Source organism: Burkholderia sp. AU45388 (assembly GCF_030481585.1).
In the GTDB taxonomy this organism is placed as follows: Bacteria; Pseudomonadota; Gammaproteobacteria; order Burkholderiales; family Burkholderiaceae; genus Burkholderia; species Burkholderia sola.
On record NZ_JAUJPV010000002.1, the window covers coordinates 422,653 to 438,129 of the forward strand.

A 15,477-nucleotide genomic window follows, 5' to 3' on the forward strand; every position below is an offset into this window, starting at 1 on the left:
AGGGCACCGCGGCCGCATCGAACGATTCGGAAGCGGGCGACCGCGATTACGCGCCGGCGTCCGTGCCGGCGGCGTCCGGCCAGAGCAGGGCCTGGGCGACGACGACGTGATCGCCGTTGAAGGTGGCGGCGGGCGATCCGTACAGGCGATAGCCGAGCGCCAGCGCGTCCGATACGCGGTGGCAAAACGTGGCGTCGTCCTTGCCTGTCAGCAGGCGATAGCGGGGCAGGTCGTTAGGCGGGGAATGCGACATGGGCGGGACTCCTGTGAAGGGGGCGGATCGGGCAGTATAAGTGGGACAAAGCTACGCCGCCGGCGAAGGCGGGCGGGGCATTTCCCTCATGAATGCCGATTCATTCAACAAATAAATTTTAAAAATGGCCGCCCGCTCGCTATGCTGAATCCTTCACTCAGGCGGGCATGCAATGGCTGAACTCTTTCTGGTACGGCATGGGCAGGCGTCGTTCGGCACCGACGACTACGACCGGCTTTCCGCGGCGGGCGACCAGCAGGGCGTGTGGCTCGGCGAATACTTTACGCGGCAGGGCCTGACGTTCGACCGCGTGATCTGCGGCACGATGAACCGCCATGCGCAGACGGTCGCCGCGATCCTGCGCGGAATGGGCGGCGAAGGCGTCGCGGTCGATCGCCATCCGGGTCTGAACGAATACGATTTCCACGGGCTGTTCGCGGCGGCCGCCAGCGACTACCCGGAGATCGCGCGGCTCGCGGCCGGCTCGATGAAGGAGCATTTCCGCGCGCTCCGGCAGGTGCTGCAACTGTGGACCGAGGACAAGCTCGGCGAGGCGGCACCCGAAACCTGGGCCCATTTCCAGCAGCGCGTGGCCGATGCGCGCGCGGCGATCCGCGCAGGCGGCGGCCAGCGCGTGCTTGCGGTGAGCTCCGGCGGCCCGATCGCGGTCACCGTGCAGCAGGTGCTCGCGGCGCCGCCGTCGAGCGCGATCGCGCTGAACCTGCAAATCCGCAACAGCAGTCTTTCGCAGTTTTTCTTCAACGCCGACGCGTTCCACCTCGCGTCGTTCAACGGCATCCCGCACCTGGAGGATCCCGAACGACACGCGCTGCGAACCTACGGCTGACCCACGAACGATCGCGACGATGACGAACCCTTCCCAGCAACTCGACGTAGCCCGCCTCGCGCGCTATCTGGAAACGCACGTCCCGGGATTCGAAGGCCCGGTCGACACGGAGAAGTTTGCCGGCGGCCAGTCGAATCCGACTTTCCTGCTGAATGCGAAAAGCGGCCGCTACGTGCTGCGCCGCCAGCCGCCGGGCGAACTGCTGAAATCCGCGCACGCGGTCGACCGCGAGTTCCGCGTGCTCACCGCGCTGTCGGGCACCGCGGTGCCGGTCGCGCACCCGTATCACCTGTGCGAAGACCGCGACGTGATCGGCAGCCTGTTCTACGTGATGAGCTTCGAGGATGGCCGGATCTTCTGGGATCCCGCGCTGCCGGAACTGCCGAAGGCCGATCGCGCGACCTGCTACGACGCGCTGCTGCAGACGATGGCCGCGCTGCACGACATCGACGTCGACGCGGTGGGCCTCGCCGACTACGGCCGGCCGGGCAACTACTTCGAGCGGCAGATCGGCGTGTGGACGAAGCAGTATCGCGCGGCCGAAACCGGTCGCCTCGACGCGATGGAGGCGCTGATCGACTGGCTGCCGAAGGCGTGCCCCGAGGACACGGGCCGCCCGGCGCTCGTGCACGGCGATTTCCGGATCGACAACCTGATGTTCGCGCGCGACGGCTACCGCGTGCAGGCCGTGCTCGACTGGGAATTGTCGACGCTCGGCAACCCGCTCGCCGATCTCGCGTACTTCTGCATGTGCCTGCGGCTGCCGTCGGGCGGGCAGGTGCGCGGGCTCGCGGGCCAGGATCGTGCCGCACTCGGTATTCCGGACGAAGCGGCGATCGTCGCGCGCTACTGCGAACTGCGCGGGATCGAGCCGATCCGCGACTGGCACTTCTACCTCGCATTCAGTTTCTTCCGGCTCGCGGCGATCGCGCAGGGCGTGAAGGCGCGTGCGCTGCGGGGCAACGCATCGAGCGAACAGGCGCTGCGCGTCGGCGAAATGGCCGGCCGGCTGGCCGAACTGGCCGTCGGCGTGATCGACGCGCATCGCTGACCTCGCCGCGAATCGCCGCGGTCACCACGCGGCGGCACGACAACACAATCAATGGAGGAGCACAGCAACATGGCAACGAATCTGTTCGACCTGACAGGCAAGATCGCATTGGTGACGGGCGCAAGCCGCGGCATCGGCGAGGAAATCGCGAAGCTGCTCGCGGAGCAGGGTGCGCACGTGATCGTGTCGAGCCGCAAGATCGACGACTGCCAGGCGGTGGCGGACGCAATCATCGCGGCGGGCGGCCGCGCCGAGGCGCTGGCGTGCCACGTCGGGCGCCTGGAGGACATCGCCGCGACGTTCGAGCACATTCGCGGCAAGCACGGCCGCCTCGACATCCTCGTGAACAACGCGGCCGCGAACCCGTATTTCGGGCACATCCTCGATACGGATTTCGCCGCGTATGAAAAGACCGTCGACGTGAACATCCGCGGCTACTTCTTCATGTCGGTCGAGGCCGGCAAGCTGATGAAGACGCATGGCGGCGGCGCGATCGTCAACACCGCGTCGGTGAATGCGCTGCAACCGGGCGACCGGCAAGGCATCTACTCGATCACGAAGGCGGCCGTCGTCAACATGACGAAGGCGTTCGCGAAGGAATGCGGGCCGCTCGGCATCCGCGTGAATGCGCTGCTGCCGGGCCTCACGAAGACGAAATTCGCCGGCGCGCTGTTCGCCGACAAGGACATCTACGAGACGTGGAAGGCGAAGATTCCGCTGCGCCGCCATGCGGAGCCGCGCGAAATGGCGGGCACCGTGCTGTATCTCGTGTCGGACGCGGCGAGCTATACCAACGGCGAATGCATCGTCGTCGACGGCGGCCTGACGATCTGAGCACGCGATGAAACTCGCCAGCTACGCCGGCCAGGCCGTGATGATCACCGGCGCCGCGAGCGGCTTCGGCGCGCTGCTCGCGAGCGAACTCGCCGCGATGGGCGCGCGGCTCGCGCTGGGCGACCTGAACGGCGACGCGCTCGAACGCGTCGCCGCGCCGCTGCGCGCGGCCGGCGCGGACGTGATTGCGCAGCGCTGCGACGTGCGCGTCGAAACGGACGTCGCTTCACTGGTGCATGAAGCCGTCGCGCGTTTCGGGCGGCTCGACGTCGGCATCAACAACGCGGGCATCGCCCCGCCGATGAAGGCGCTGATCGACACCGACGAAGCCGATCTCGACCTGAGCTTCGCGGTGAACGCGAAGGGCGTGTTCTTCGGGATGAAGCACCAGATCCGTCAGATGCTCGCGCAGCGCGAAGGCGTGATCCTGAACGTCGCGTCGATGGCCGGGCTCGGCGGCGCGCCGAAACTGGCCGCGTACGCGGCGTCGAAACATGCGGTGGTCGGGCTCACGAAGACGGCCGCGCTCGAATACGCGCGCCACGGCATCCGCGTGAACGCGGTGTGCCCGTTCTACAGCACGACGCCGATGGTCACCGACAGCGAGATCGGCGAGCGCCGGGATTTTCTGGCGCAGGGCTCGCCGATGAAGCGGCTCGGCCGGCCCGACGAAATCGTCGCGACGATGCTGATGCTGTGCGCGAAGGACAACACTTATCTGACCGGGCAGGCCGTCGCCGTCGACGGCGGCGTCTCGGCCTTCTGAACCGAACCGAACGAACCGAAACGCGAAAATCTCGAGGAATCGATCATGGACTTTGGCTACACCCCGAAAGTGGAAGCGCTGCGCGAACGCGTGAGCGCCTTCATGGATGCGCATATCGTGCCGCGCATCCGCCAGTGGAACGACGAAGTGCACGCGGGGCAGTATCCGGTGTCGTTCATGGAAGCGCTGAAGGAGCGCGCGAAAGCGGAAGGGCTGTGGAACCTGTTCCTGCCGCACCTGAAGGACGACGAGCCGGGCACGGGCCTGACGAACCTCGAATACGCGCCGCTCGCCGAGATCATGGGGCGCGTGAGCTGGGCGTCGGAAGTGTTCAACTGCAATGCGCCGGACACCGGCAACATGGAGCTGCTGCACATGTTCGCGACGCCGGAGCAACGCGAACAATGGCTGCTGCCGCTGCTGCGCGGGGAAATCCGCTCGGCGTTCGCGATGACGGAGCCCGACGTCGCGTCGTCGGATGCGACCAACATCACGACGCGCATCGAGCGCGTGGGCGACGAATACGTGATCAACGGCCGCAAGTGGTTCATCACGAACGCCGCGCATCCGAACTGCAAGATCTTCATCGTGATGGGCAAGACCGATCCCGCGGCCGAGTCGCATCGGCAGCAGAGCATGATCCTCGTGCCGCGCGACACGCCGGGCGTGACGGTCGTGCGCAACATCACGGTGGTCAATCACTACGCGCCGGAAGGGCACTGCGAGATCACGTTCGACGACGTGCGCGTGCCGGCGCGCAACCTGCTCGGCGAGGAAGGCAGCGGCTTCGCGCTCGCGCAGGCCCGCCTCGGGCCGGGCCGAATCCACCACTGCATGCGGTCGATCGGCGCGGCCGAGCTGGCGCTGGAACTGATGGTCGACCGCGCGCAGTCGCGCGTCGCGTTCGGCAAGCCGCTGAACCGGCACGGCACCGTCGGCGAATGGATCGCGCGGTCGCGCATCGAGATCGACCAGGCGCGCCTGCTGGTGCTGAAGGCCGCGTGGATGATCGACAAGGTCGGCGCGAAGGCCGCGCGCAAGGAGATTTCGATGATCAAGGCGCTCGTGCCGACCGTTTATACGGACGTGTGCGATCGCGCGATGCAGGTGTTCGGCGCGGCCGGGTTGAGCCCCGATACGCCGCTGGCCGACCTGTGGACCTGGGGCCGCGCGCTGCGCTTCGCCGACGGCCCGGACGAGGTGCACCTGCAGGCGATCGCGCGGATGGAGATCAAGGACGGCGAACCCGGTTCGACCGCACCGTACCTGACGCCGCCGCCGCGCGGTTGAGCGGCCCCCCACGCGGGAGCATGACCTGGACGAACGGGAGGCGCACGCCGTATTAAGATGCCGGCAAGGAGATCCGGCGATGCGCCTTTCGAAGATTGATCTGAACCTGTTCGTCGTATTCGAGGCGATCTACAACAAGCGCAACCTGACGCGCGCGGCCGAGGTGCTGAATCTCACGCAGCCGGCCGTCAGCAACGCGCTGGCGCGGCTGCGCAAGACGCTGAACGATCCGCTGTTCGTCAGCACGCCGGCCGGGATGATGCCGACACCGATGGCCGAGAACATCGTCGGCCGCGTGCGCGAGGCGCTGCAACTGCTCGATTCGAGCGCGCACGAAGGCGACGTGTTCGATCCGGCTTCGTCGGAGCGCGTGTTCCGGCTCAGCATGAGCGACCTGACCGAAGCGCTGCTGCTGCCGGCGCTCGGCGAACTGCTGCAGACGCATGCGCCCGGCATGCACGTGCGCAGCTACACGATGGACCGCCGTGAAGTCGCGACCGCGCTCGCGAACGGCTCGGTCGACATCGCGATCGACGCGCCGCTGATCGGCGATCCGCATCTGCACCAGGCGCTGCTCGTGCAGGACCGCTACGCGTGCATGATCCGCGACGATCATCCGTTCAAGGGCGACACGCTGACCATGGACGACTACCTGTCGATGGGGCACATCCACGTATCGAGCCGCCGCAAGGGCAGCGGGCACGTCGACGCGGAACTGACGCGGCTCGGGCTGCGCCGCAACATCCAGATGCGCGTGCAGCACTACATGGTCGCGCCGCTGATCGCGATGCGCGGCGATCTCGCGCTCACCGCGCCGCTGCGGCTGCTGCAGCGCTATCCGGCGCGGATTCTCGAACTGCCGTTCGAGATGCCGGGGCTCGATTACTTCTGCTACTGGCATCGCAGCGCCGATCAGGATCAGGGCAGCCGGTGGCTGCGCGGGCAGTTGATGGCGTTGATGGGCGGGATGGGGGAGGGGCGGTGAAGCCGCGCGGCGATGGCGTCGTCAGCATTGCAGCGCCTGCGCCAGCACGCGCGCCACATGCACGGCCTGCGTCTGTGCGCCATCGTGAATCTGATGCCGGCAACTCGTGCCGTCCGCGACGACGATCGCACCTTCGGCCCGCGCCCGCACGGCCGGCAACAGCGACAGCTCGGCCATCGCCTGCGACGCGTCGTAATGCTCGGCTTCGTAACCGAAGCTGCCGGCCATCCCGCAGCACGACGATTCGACCGGCGACACCTTGAGCCCCGGAATCCAGCGCAGCACGGTCTGCACCGGCGTGAAGGCGCCGAACGCCTTCTGATGGCAGTGGCCGTGCACCAGCGCCTCGGCGGTTCCGTCGAGTTCGCGCAGCCGTAGCGACAACCGGCCGGCTGCCTGCTCGCGGACGAGAAATTCCTCGAACAGGAACGCGTGGCTCGCGAGTCGCGCCGCTTCGTCACCGTAACCATAGGCAAGAAACTCGTCGCGCATCGACAGCAGGCACGACGGCTCCAGCCCGACGATCGCGACGCCGCGTTCGAGGTACGGTCGCAACGTATCGAGCGTACGCTTGGCCTCCGCCTTCGCTTCGTCGACGAGCCCGGCCGCGAGGAACGTGCGGCCGCAGCACAGCGGCCGCTCGCCCGCGCGCACGTTGAAGTGCACGGTGTAGCCGGCCGCTTCGAGCACCGCTTGCGCGGCGCGTGCGTTGTCCGGTTCCTGATAGTTGCTGAACGTATCGACGAAGAGCAGCACTTCACGGGGCGACGTGCCGGCACCCGCATGCGTCGCCGCATCCGCCAGAAACGGCCGCGCAAACGCCGGCAATGCGCGCTGCGGCGCGAGCCCGATCCATCGTTTCAGCGCCGACGCGACGATCGGCACGCCGTTCGCGAATGCGATCGCGCCGTGCATCCTCGACGCCCATGGTGCGTAACGCGGCAGATACGCGACGAGCCGTTCGCGCAAGGACGTGCCGTGCTTGCGGCTCCATGCGTGCCGCGCTTCGATCTTGAAACGCGCCATGTCGACGCCGGTCGGGCAATCGCGCTTGCAGCCCTTGCACGATACGCACAGGTCGAGCGCGGCCTTCACGTCGTCGCCGGCGAGGCCGTCGGCGCCGAGTTGCCCCGTCACCGCGAGCCGCAATGTGTTCGCGCGGCCGCGCGTCACGTGCTGTTCGTCGCGCGTCACGCGGTAGCTCGGGCACATCGTGCCCGCGTCGAACTTGCGGCAGTGGCCGTTGTTGTTGCACATCTCGACCGCCGACGCGAGCCCGTGCGTGACGTCGGCACCCGTGCCGGGCGCGGTTTCGTCGCCGGTCAGCGGGTTGCGCGTGACGTTCCAGGCCGACCAGTCGAGCGCGGGCTGCAGCGGCAGCGCGGCATAGCCGGGCGCGAAGCGGAAGTTTTCGCGCGCATCCATGCGCGGCGGATTGACGATCTTGTCGGGGTTGAAGCGGTTGTCGGGATCGAACAGCGCCTTGATCTCCGCGAACGCCGCATTCAGGCGCGGGCCGTACTGCCATGCGATCCATTCGCCGCGGCACAGCCCGTCGCCGTGTTCGCCCGAATACGCGCCCTTGTACTCGCGCACGAGCGCCGCCGCTTCCTCGGCGATCTCGCGCATGCGCGTCGCGCCGTCGCGCCGCATGTCCAGGATCGGCCGCACGTGCAGCGTGCCGACGCTGGCATGCGCATACCACGTGCCTTCGGTTTCGTGCCTGTGGAACACGTCGGTCAGGCGGCGCGTGTATTCGGCGAGATGTTCGAGCGGCACCGCGCAATCCTCGATGAACGACACCGGCTTGCCGTCGCCCTTCATGCTCATCATGATGTTCAGCCCGGCCTTGCGCACGTCCCACAGCGCCTTCTGTGCGCCGGCCTCGGTCATCTTCACGACGCTGCCGGGCAGCCCGAGATCGGCCATCAGTTCGGCGAGCCGGTCGAGTTGCGCCAGTTGCGCGTCGCGCGATTCGCCCGCGAACTCGACGAGCAGGATCGCCTGCGGCTGTCCGACCAGCGCCCGCTCGATCACCGGCCGGAACGCCGGGTTCTCCATCGACAGGTCGATCATCGTGCGGTCGACGAGCTCGACGGCCACCGGCTCGAGCTTCACGATGTGCTGCGCGGTGTCCATCGCCTGGTAGAAGGTCGGGAAGTTCACGACGCCGAGCGTCTTGTGCGCGGGCAGCGGCGCGAGCTTCAGCGTGATCTGCCGGCTGTACGCGAGCGTGCCTTCCGAGCCGACGAGCAGGTGGGCGAGATTCGCGTGGCCGTCGTCGGTGTACGCGCGCGGGTTCTGGCAGTCGAACAGGTCGAGGTTGTAGCCGGCCACGCGGCGCAGCACCTTCGGCACGCGCTCCGCGAGCTCGTCGCGCTCGCGTGTCGCGATCCGTTTGACGCCGTGCAGCAGCTCGAGCGTGCGGCGGTCGGTGACGGGCTGCGCGAGCGACCCGAACCGGCATTCGCTGCCGTCCGCAAGGATCGCGTCGATCGCGAGCACGTTGTGCACCATGTTGCCGTACTCGATCGAACGCGATCCGCACGAGTTGTTGCCGGCCATCCCGCCGATCGTGCATTGCGCGCCGGTCGACACGTCGACCGGAAACCACAGCCCGTGCGGCTTCAGCCATGCGTTCAGGTGATCGAGCACGAGGCCCGGTTCGACGGTGACGGTGCGCGCGTGCGCATCGAATTCGACGATCCGGTTCAGCCATTTGCTGTTGTCGACCACGAGCGCCTCGCCGACCGTCTGCCCGCACTGGCTCGTACCGGCGCCGCGCGCGAGCACGGGGATCTGGCGGTCGCGCGCGATGTCGAGCGCGATGCGCAGATCGTCCTGGTCGCGCGGCACGACCACGCCGAGCGGCATGATCTGGTAGATCGACGCGTCGGTCGCATAGCGGCCGCGGCTCGCGCGATCGGCGTGGACGTCGCCGCGCATGGCCGTGCGCAGCCGCTCGAACAGCGGCGACAGCGCGGCACCTTGCGACGGCACGAGATGGACGGGGCGAACCGGCGAGGGCGTGATGGCGGATGTCATGGTGGCGGTCGGTATCGGGGAGAACGGAACGGGCGACGCTCACGCGAGCGTGACGCTGACGGGCGGCAGCCCCGGCATGCGGCCGACGGCCGTGCCCGCGGTCCGCGGGAAAAACATTCCCGTGTACGAGCCGGTCGTGACGACGGTGCCGGCCGGCAGCGCGATCCCGCGCCGCGACGCGTGATTCACGAGCCACGGCAGCAGGCGGCGCGGATCGCCCGCGGGGTTGGCGCCCGTCGCGGCCTCGGCGATGTCGCGCCCGTCGAACGTGAAAGCGGGAGCCGGTGCGACGAACGGGAAATCCGCCCGATAGCCGGTCATCTCGCCGAGCACCAGCGCGCCGTGATTCTGCAGGTCGGCGAGTTGTGCGGCGGGGGCGACGTCCGGCCATTCGCGGAAGCGGCTCGCGACGATCTCGATCGCGGCGCCCATCTGCGCGATACCGTCGAACACGTCGTCGTCGGCATACGCGGCGGCGCGCGGCGCGAAGTCGCGGCCGAAGCGGAACGCGATCTCCAGTTCGAGCCCGAGCGGCCGGAACGCGCCGCGCGGCAGCGTGACGCCGCTCGCATGCCGGCAGTCGTCCGGCAGCGGCGCGCCCTGGATCGGGCCGTCGGGTTGCTTCGCGCCGACCTTCCATGCGCCGATCACGGCATGGCGTGCGGCGAGCACGTGCGCCTGCACCGCATACGCGGCGTCGGCGCTGGCGGGGACGAGTTCGGGCGGCAGCGCGGCGAACGCGATGCCTTGGTGCCAGCCGGCAACGAGCCGGGCGGCGAGATCGTGGGTAGCTTGGGTCATCGTCGGTAGCGGAAGAAAAGGCGGGCGCCGGCGGCAGCGCCCGGTTGGCGTCAGGCCGGCGAACGATTGGCGGCCGGGCGTTCGGCGGGCGCATCGGCGAAGCGGCTTTCCGGCTGCATGCGGAACGCGAGCAGCACGCCGACGCCCATCAGCACCATGCTGCCGATGAACGGCAGCTCCCAGCTGCCGAAGCGGTCGATCACGAAGCCGGAGATCACCGGCGACAGGATCGCCGCGAGCGCGGAGCCGGAATTCATCATCCCGCTCGCGGTGCCCGAGTATTCCGGCGCGATGTCCATCGGCACGGCCCACATCGGGCCGATCGTCATCTCGGCGAAGAAGAAGCCGGACGCGAGGCACGCCATCGACACGTACAGGTGATGCGTGAACAGCAGCGGCAACAGCGACAGCAACGTGAGCAGCATGCATACCGACACCATCCAGCTGCGCGCGCGCTTGAGGCTGCCGGTGCGCGCATAGATGCGATCGGTGACGAGGCCGCCGAGCGTGTCGCCGACCACGCCCGCGAAGAACACCGCGGACGCGAACACGGCCGATTTCTTCAGGTCGAGGTCGTAGCTGTGCAGGAAGTACTGCGGAATCCAGCTCAGGAACAGCCACAGCGTCCAGCCGTAGCAGAAATAGACGATCGTTACCGGCATCATCCGGCGAAACAGCGGCCCCCACGGCACGGTCGCGGGCTTTTGCTTCGGCGGCGGCAGCGCATCGAGTTCGGCCTGCGTGATGCGCGGATGATCCTTCGGATGTTCGGTGTAGACGAGCGCCCAGACCGCGACCCACACGATGCTGATCACGCCGCAGATGTAGAACGATTCGCGCCATCCGTACACGGCCATCACTGCGACGACGGCGGCCGGCGCGACCGCGTTGCCGACCCGCGAGAACGCATGCGTGATGCCCTGCGCGAAGCCGCGTTTCTCGCGCGGCACCCAGCGCGCCATCGCCGACGTGGCCGCCGGGAACGTCGCGCCTTCGCCGAGCCCGAGCAGCAGCCGTGCGGCGAGCAGCGATGCGAGGCCGCCGGCCATCCCGGTGAGCAGCGTCGCGACGGCCCACAGCAGCCCGCACGCGAGCAGCGTGCGGCGCGCGCCGAAGCGGTCGCTGACCCAGCCGCCGATGATCTGGAACACGAGGTACGGATACGCGAACGCGGAGAACACCAGGCCGATCTCCGTCCTGTTCAGCCCGAATTCCCGGCCGAACCCGGCGGCCGCCGTGCTCACGTTCACGCGATCGAGGTACGTGATGAAGTACATCACGCATAGCATCACCAGCACGATGCTGGTCGCCCGGAACAGCTTCATGGTGCGTCTCCTTGATGTTGTCTGGCTTGCCGCTGCCGCGGCGCCGGCTCTGGGGCCGGTTGCGTGCCGATGCAGCGCGGTCGCGCGTCGTGCGGGGCCGCAAAGGGGAACGAGCGGGGCGCCCGCGATGCGCCGCGGGCACCCGTGGTCAGGCCGCCGCGCGCAGCGCGGGCGTGTGGCTGTGCGATCCGAGCGCGTCCATCGCCGCGACGACGCCGCTCGCGGCAACCGGTACGCCGGCGAGCTTCAGCCCCATCTCGCAGCCGGCGAGCGTCGCCATCAGCGTGAGGTCGTTGCAGTCGCCGAGATGGCCGATGCGGAACATCCGGCCGCGCATCTTGCCGAGCGCCTGCCCGAGCGACATGTCGAAGCGTTCGTAAATCAGCTTGCGCACGGCGTCCGCGTCGACGCCGTCGGGCATCATCACGCCGGTCAGCACCGGGCTGTAGACGGCCGGATCCGCGCACTGGATCTCGAGGCCCCACGCGCGCACCGCGCGGCGCGTCGCCTCGGCGAGCCGCCGGTGGCGCGCGAACACGTTGTCGAGCCCTTCGCCGAGGATCATGTCGAGCGCTTCGGCGAGCCCGTACAGCAGGTTGGTGTTCGGCGTGTACGGCCAGTAGCCGTTCCGGTTTGCCTCGATGATCTCGTGCCAGCCCCAGAACGCGCGCGGCAGCGTGGCGTGCTCGCTCGCCGCGAGCGCCTTGGCCGACACCGCGTTGAAGCTGATGCCCGGCGGCAGCATCAGCCCTTTCTGCGAACCCGACACCGTCACGTCGACGCCCCATTCGTCATGGCGGTAGTCGGCGGACGCGAGCCCCGAGATCGTGTCGACCATCAGCAGCGCCGGGTGGCCGGCCGCGTCGATCGCGCGGCGCACGGCCGCGATGTCGGACGTGACGCCGGTGGACGTCTCGTTGTGCACCACGCACACGGCCTTGATGACGTGCGCGGTATCGGCGCGCAGGCGCGCTTCGACCAGGTCCGGCTGCACGCCGCGGCGCCAGCCTTCGATGCCCGGCAGGCCGAGGAACTCGGGCTTCAGGCCGAGCGCCTCGGCCATCTTTTTCCACAGCGTCGCGAAGTGGCCGGTCTCGTACATCAGCACCGTGTCGCCCGCGCTCAGCGTGTTGGTCAGCGCGGCTTCCCACGCGCCGGTGCCGGACGCCGGATAGATGACCACCGGCTGCGTGGTCTTGAAGATCTGCTTGATGCCGGCCAGCACCCTGAGGCCGAGCGCGCCGAATTCGGGGCCGCGGTGATCGATGGTCGGATAGCTCATCGCCCGCAGGATGCGGTCCGGCACCGGGCTCGGCCCCGGAATCTGCAGAAAGTGGCGGCCGGACGGGTGGAAGTCGAGGTGCAGCATGGTCATTCTATCTCCGTGGTTGTATTTTGAATTTTGCATGCAAAATACTTTAGCAGAGCGATCCCGACGAAACCAAGCGTTGATTTCGCCGAAGATGCCGGTGTTTACCCGACATTAGCCATGCGATATTCGGGTCGGGCCACTTGCAGTAAAATCGCGGGAAGCAAGAAGGAAGGACTTTGCATGCAAGATATGAATGATCTGGAGCATGCCGGCCGCGCGCCGGCACTGCCGAAACTGGAGCGGCAACGGTTGCACGACACGGTTGTCGAGCATTTGCGCAAGTTCATCGTCGAGGGCGTGCTGACGCCTGGCATGCGGCTGAACGAGCGCGAGCTGTGCGAGACGCTCGGCATCTCGCGCACGCCGCTGCGCGAGGCGTTCAAGGTGCTGGCGGCCGAGGGGCTGCTGGTGCTGTCGCCGAACCGCGGCGCGAGCGTGTACCGGATGACGGAATCGGAGATCCGCGAGACGTTCGAACTGATGTCGGGGCTGGAGGCGTTTTCAGGCGAACTGGCGTGCGAGCGCATCACGCCGGCCGAGCTCGCCGAGATCAAGGCGCTGCATTACTCGATGCTCGCGTGCCGGATGCAGAACGACCTGCCCGGCTACTACAGCCGAAACCAGGAAATCCACGACCGCATCAACGAGGCCGCGCGCAACTCGGCGCTGCGCGCGACGTACCAGTCGATCAACCGGCGGATCATGTCGATGCGGTTCCGTTCGAACCAGCACGTCGAGAAGTGGGATCGCGCGGTGCACGACCACGAGGAGATGATCAAGGCGCTCGACGCGCGCGACGGCAAGGCGCTCGCGGCGATCCTGCGGCGGCATCTGCTGGAAAAGCGCGACGCGGTGCTGTTGCTGCATGCGGAAGTCGATACCGACGTACACAAGCTCGCGTAACGACGCCGGTCGCGGCGCGATGCAGCCGCGTCACTGCAGGCGTGTCACGTCACGCAGCGTCGATATCCGCCGGCGTGGACGCAAGGCCATCGGCATTCCTGCGCGCTGCGCCGCCCCTCTGTCTGCGCGTGCTCCGTCCAGCGCTGGATCATGTTGCCGGTGCGCGCGGGCGCGAGCATCGTCTGTTAGGGCTTGAACAGGTCGAGGGTCGCGTCCTGCGGGCCGGCCCACGGGTTCGAGCCGTAGGTCAGCGACACCCTCTCGAACGGCACGTTGTATTGGCGGCCGAGCGCGAGCTGCCCGCCCGCGGCAGTGGTCGGATTTCACGTTCTCGACGTTTCTCGCGCGGATCGAATGCGTGTTCAACCTGACCGGCGAAACGGGGCCGGCCTCGCGGCACCGCGCGTGATGCGCGCCGTGTGAACGGGCACGGCGGCGGCGCGCACGTGCGTGCCACCGTTTCGTCAGAACGGCTCGTCGTCGAAGCGGGATGCGGCGGGCCGGCGCTTCAGGTCCTTCAGCCAGTCCCGGACCTTGTCCGGATCGTCGAACTCGCGCAGTGCGACGGTCAGATCGTGGTTGCTGCGCTGCATGCCGGCAATGTCCCGCGTCAGCATGCGCATCACCGTATCGGGCGCGATCTTGGTCGACGACGCGATGCCGTACGTTCGCCTGAAATCGTTCTCGACGTGCACGATCTCCCGGTCGAGCTCGCGGAGCTGTTCCTCCAGGATGCCGTTGTAGTGCGTCAGCCGCGCCTCGCTCAGGCCGTCGATCGCGCGCCGGTCGATCTGTTCGATCTCCAGTTGCAGCTCCAGCAGGTGCAGGAGGTTGCCTTTCGCATACGCGTGGTTGACGCGTTGCATCAGCACGGTCTTGCGCGCCTGTTCCTCGGGATCGGTTTCGCGATCGGGATGCAGCGCGCTGGCGAGCTTGCGATAGACGTCGCGAAGCGACTTGCTCGATTCGGCCTGCTCGGCTTCGCGTCGCGCCTGCGCGGCCGATTGCCGGGGCGCCTTCTTGCGCTTCGCGCGCTGTGCTTCGCGGGCCTCGTGGGCGGCCATGTCGCGCTTGAACTGTTCGTCGAGTTCGGCCTGCATGCGCGCGGCGAGTTCGTCGGGCGACAGCGCGTCGAGATCGTCCGCCGGTTCGGCGGCGGGTGCGGGATCCGCTTCCGGTTCCGGCTTCGTCCGTGCGGGGGCGGCCGCTGCGCGGTCGTTGTCATCGGACAGGCAGTGCCGGTTGTAGATGATTTTCAACGTCGCGTCGTCGCTGACGCCGAGCAAGTCGCGCGCCATGTCGGCGATCAGCGCGGACAGCGTGCGTTGTTCGGCCTTGCTCAGACCTTTCTGCAGGAACGCGTCGTCGAGCAGGTTGAGCAACTGGATTCGCAACGCCGTCGACGCCTGTTCGAGCGGCAGCAGCGCGTCGACGAACTTTTTCTGGAAGGCCGGCATGACCGCGTCCCACGCGCCGAGCCGCTCGCGGCGCTTTTCGATCTGCTTGACGAGCGTATTGAACGTTTGCTGGGCTTTCGACAGGCTGGCTGTCTCGTGGCCGGGTGCGATAGCGACCGCGGCACCGCGACGTGCGGTCATGATGAGTGTCCTCCGGCCGCGGCAGGACGCGCGGCAGGCCGGTATTTTAGCCGGATGCCTGCGGGGCGGCGCGGAATTTAGGAACCTGAACGACCGGATAAACGGCGATTCCTGGCGGGCTGTGTTCCAGAATGCGAGAGCGCGCGCAAGGACGCATGCCGCTGGGATCGTGCATCGCCACGTGCTGCGACGGCGCTACCCGCATTGACCACTCCTGATGCGCGTGACGCGGACAGAGACGGCAGCCGGAAGCGCGCGGTGTCCGAGTCCGATGTCAGGCCGGGGAAATGGGTGTTGCTTATCGTGTGGCGGGCGGGCGTGTACGAATGCCGATCGATGTCGCTATGGATCGATCGCGAAACAAGGGGAGACGCGCTGCTAGAAGGAAATCGGTTGCACGCGCAACG

The 15,477-nt window shown here is 67.8% G+C and carries 13 protein-coding genes; 7 read left to right on the plus strand and 6 right to left on the minus strand.

Going from position 1 to position 15,477, the window contains the following annotated elements; genetic code table 11:
- Positions 1-46: 46 nt before the first annotated feature.
- The gene (locus tag QZM72_RS05830) at positions 47-253 is read right to left on the minus strand and encodes a DUF1737 domain-containing protein (protein WP_301737470.1); all 207 of its coding nucleotides are present in this window, start codon (positions 251-253) and stop codon (positions 47-49) included.
- 172 nt (positions 254-425) lie between these two features.
- Between QZM72_RS05830 and QZM72_RS05835 the strand changes: the two genes are divergently transcribed.
- The 6 genes from QZM72_RS05835 (at position 426) to QZM72_RS05860 (ending at position 6,026) form a co-directional block, all read left to right on the plus strand.
- Positions 426-1,100, plus strand: coding sequence for a histidine phosphatase family protein (locus QZM72_RS05835; RefSeq protein ID WP_089468878.1), 675 nt, complete (start codon positions 426-428; stop codon positions 1,098-1,100).
- Positions 1,101-1,119: 19 nt separating this feature from the next.
- Positions 1,120-2,151 (plus strand): phosphotransferase, encoded by a 1,032-nt coding sequence (locus QZM72_RS05840; RefSeq protein WP_301737471.1) that lies wholly within the window; start codon positions 1,120-1,122, stop codon positions 2,149-2,151.
- Between the two features lie 69 nt (positions 2,152-2,220).
- A complete protein-coding gene (locus QZM72_RS05845; RefSeq protein ID WP_301737472.1) occupies positions 2,221-2,985 on the plus strand; it encodes an SDR family oxidoreductase in 765 nt (254 codons plus the stop codon).
- A 7-nt stretch (positions 2,986-2,992) separates the two neighbouring features.
- Positions 2,993-3,751, plus strand: a complete 759-nt coding sequence (locus QZM72_RS05850) for an SDR family NAD(P)-dependent oxidoreductase (protein WP_301737473.1) — start codon at positions 2,993-2,995, stop codon at positions 3,749-3,751.
- Positions 3,752-3,796: 45 nt separating this feature from the next.
- Entirely contained in the window at positions 3,797-5,041 is a 1,245-nt protein-coding gene (locus QZM72_RS05855) for an acyl-CoA dehydrogenase family protein (protein WP_301737474.1), read from the plus strand.
- Positions 5,042-5,120: 79 nt separating this feature from the next.
- Positions 5,121-6,026 (plus strand): LysR family transcriptional regulator, encoded by a 906-nt coding sequence (locus QZM72_RS05860; RefSeq protein WP_301737475.1) that lies wholly within the window; start codon positions 5,121-5,123, stop codon positions 6,024-6,026.
- Positions 6,027-6,047: 21 nt separating this feature from the next.
- On the opposite strand, the gene QZM72_RS05865 is transcribed toward QZM72_RS05860, so the two are convergent.
- The 4 genes from QZM72_RS05865 to QZM72_RS05880 form a co-directional block, all read right to left on the minus strand.
- Positions 6,048-9,071: an FAD-binding and (Fe-S)-binding domain-containing protein gene (locus tag QZM72_RS05865; protein ID WP_301737476.1), complete on the minus strand. Its 3,024-nt coding sequence runs from the start codon at positions 9,069-9,071 to the stop codon at positions 6,048-6,050.
- A gap of 39 nt (positions 9,072-9,110) precedes the next feature.
- Positions 9,111-9,872, minus strand: coding sequence for a 2-keto-4-pentenoate hydratase (locus QZM72_RS05870; protein WP_301737477.1), 762 nt, complete (start codon positions 9,870-9,872; stop codon positions 9,111-9,113).
- A gap of 50 nt (positions 9,873-9,922) precedes the next feature.
- Positions 9,923-11,197, minus strand: a complete 1,275-nt coding sequence (locus tag QZM72_RS05875) for an MFS transporter (RefSeq protein WP_301737478.1) — start codon at positions 11,195-11,197, stop codon at positions 9,923-9,925.
- A gap of 148 nt (positions 11,198-11,345) precedes the next feature.
- Positions 11,346-12,566, minus strand: coding sequence for an alanine--glyoxylate aminotransferase family protein (locus QZM72_RS05880; protein ID WP_301737714.1), 1,221 nt, complete (start codon positions 12,564-12,566; stop codon positions 11,346-11,348).
- A gap of 183 nt (positions 12,567-12,749) precedes the next feature.
- Here QZM72_RS05880 and QZM72_RS05885 point away from each other — a divergent pair, with 183 nt between their 5' ends.
- The gene (locus QZM72_RS05885; RefSeq protein WP_301737479.1) at positions 12,750-13,472 is read left to right on the plus strand and encodes a GntR family transcriptional regulator; all 723 of its coding nucleotides are present in this window, start codon (positions 12,750-12,752) and stop codon (positions 13,470-13,472) included.
- A 464-nt stretch (positions 13,473-13,936) separates the two neighbouring features.
- Here QZM72_RS05885 and QZM72_RS05890 read toward each other — a convergent pair whose 3' ends face one another.
- Complete coding sequence (locus QZM72_RS05890) at positions 13,937-15,070, minus strand: J domain-containing protein (protein ID WP_301737480.1); 1,134 nt, start codon at positions 15,068-15,070, stop codon at positions 13,937-13,939.
- Positions 15,071-15,477 lie beyond the last annotated feature (407 nt).

Bases quoted from the DNA above. Each gene is read 5' to 3' on its own strand.
- QZM72_RS05845 (WP_301737472.1), top strand. From the start codon at position 2,221: ATGGCAACGAATCTGTTCGACCTGACAGGCAAGATCGCATTGGTGACG.
- QZM72_RS05850 (WP_301737473.1), top strand. From the start codon at position 2,993: ATGAAACTCGCCAGCTACGCCGGCCAGGCCGTGATGATCACCGGCGCC.
- QZM72_RS05870 (WP_301737477.1), bottom strand. From the start codon at position 9,872: ATGACCCAAGCTACCCACGATCTCGCCGCCCGGCTCGTTGCCGGCTGG.
- QZM72_RS05880 (WP_301737714.1), bottom strand. From the start codon at position 12,566: ATGCTGCACCTCGACTTCCACCCGTCCGGCCGCCACTTTCTGCAGATT.
- QZM72_RS05875 (WP_301737478.1), bottom strand. From the start codon at position 11,197: ATGAAGCTGTTCCGGGCGACCAGCATCGTGCTGGTGATGCTATGCGTG.
- QZM72_RS05835 (WP_089468878.1), top strand. From the start codon at position 426: ATGGCTGAACTCTTTCTGGTACGGCATGGGCAGGCGTCGTTCGGCACC.
- QZM72_RS05860 (WP_301737475.1), top strand. From the start codon at position 5,121: ATGCGCCTTTCGAAGATTGATCTGAACCTGTTCGTCGTATTCGAGGCG.
- QZM72_RS05855 (WP_301737474.1), top strand. From the start codon at position 3,797: ATGGACTTTGGCTACACCCCGAAAGTGGAAGCGCTGCGCGAACGCGTG.
- QZM72_RS05865 (WP_301737476.1), bottom strand. From the start codon at position 9,071: ATGACATCCGCCATCACGCCCTCGCCGGTTCGCCCCGTCCATCTCGTG.
- QZM72_RS05840 (WP_301737471.1), top strand. From the start codon at position 1,120: ATGACGAACCCTTCCCAGCAACTCGACGTAGCCCGCCTCGCGCGCTAT.
- QZM72_RS05890 (WP_301737480.1), bottom strand. From the start codon at position 15,070: ATGACCGCACGTCGCGGTGCCGCGGTCGCTATCGCACCCGGCCACGAG.
- QZM72_RS05830 (WP_301737470.1), bottom strand. From the start codon at position 253: ATGTCGCATTCCCCGCCTAACGACCTGCCCCGCTATCGCCTGCTGACA.
- QZM72_RS05885 (WP_301737479.1), top strand. From the start codon at position 12,750: ATGCAAGATATGAATGATCTGGAGCATGCCGGCCGCGCGCCGGCACTG.